Raw genomic sequence first — 1,178 nt, forward strand, 5'->3', positions numbered from 1 at the left:
GGTGGACTGGGAGCGGGCCATCGCCCCGGCCGGGCCTCGCCGGGTGGATCTGCCCACCTACGCCTTCCAGCACCAGCGCTACTGGTTGCTGGAGACGGGCGGCGCGGGCGACGCGGAAAGCCTCGGGCTCTGGGCGACCGGGCACCCGCTGCTCGGCGCGTCCACCGGGCTCGCGGAGAGCGGAGCGGCGGTCCTCACCGGACGCGTGTCGATCGCCACACACCCGTGGCTGGCCGACCACGCGGTCAACGGGCAGGTGCTCCTGCCGGGAACCGGCCTCGTGGAGCTGGCCGTACGGGCGGGTGACGAGGTCGGCTGCGACCTGCTGGAGGAGCTGACGCTGCAGGCGCCGCTGTTCCTGCCCGAGCGCGGAGCCGTCCAGCTGCAGGTGGCCGTCGGCGCACCCGACGAGGACGGACGCAGGCAGCTGGGGATCTACTCCCGCCTGCACGAAGCGCAGGACGAGCCCTGGACCCAGAACGCCGCGGGCATACTGGCCCGCGTCGGCGTGGTCGTGCCGGAAGCCGAGGAGACCTGGCCACCGGAGGGCGCGCAGGCCGTCGGCATGGAGGGGCTGTACGAGAACTTCGCCGCCATCGGCCTGGACTACGGCCCCGCCTTCCGCGGGCTGCGGGCCGCGTGGCGCAAGGGCGACGAGGTCTTCGCCGAGCTGGCGCTGCCCGAGGACATGGCACGGGACGCCGCCAGATTCGGGCTGCATCCGGCGCTGTTCGACGTCGCCCTGCACGCCACAGCCCTCGGTGAGTTCGTGACCGACTCCGAGCCCGGCCGGCCCTCCCTGCCGTTCGCCTGGAGCGGGGTGGCGCTGCACGCCTCCGGAGCCACGAAACTCCGTATCAGGATCTCGCTGACCGCCCAGGGCGCGGTCTCGCTCAAGCTGACGGACACCGCGGGCCTGCCGGTGGCGACGGTCGCGTCGCTGGCCGTACGCCCGGTCTCCATCGGCGGGCCGGAGACCATTCGCACCACCGGGCTCAGGAACAAGCTGTTCCACGTCGAGTGGAGTGAGGCTCCGGCCGGTTCCGTTTCCGCTCCTGCGGGGGTGCCCGGGTGGGTGGTGGCCGGTTCTCTGGCCGGTTTGCTGGATGGTGAGGTTGCGGAGTGTGTGCTGGTCGAGGTGTCGGCCGGGGTGCACGAGGCGTTGGGTGTGGTGCAGG

The 1,178-nt window shown here is 72.8% G+C and carries 1 protein-coding gene; it reads left to right on the forward strand.

The genetic code is table 11. From position 1 onward, the window contains the following. On the forward strand, positions 1-1,178 hold a 1,178-nt coding region (locus ACTOQ3_RS43525), incomplete at both ends, for a polyketide synthase dehydratase domain-containing protein (protein ID WP_440089929.1).

It is taken from the genome of Streptosporangium sp. LJ11, assembly GCF_051918945.1.
Lineage (GTDB): Bacteria > Actinomycetota > Actinomycetes > Streptosporangiales > Streptosporangiaceae > Streptosporangium.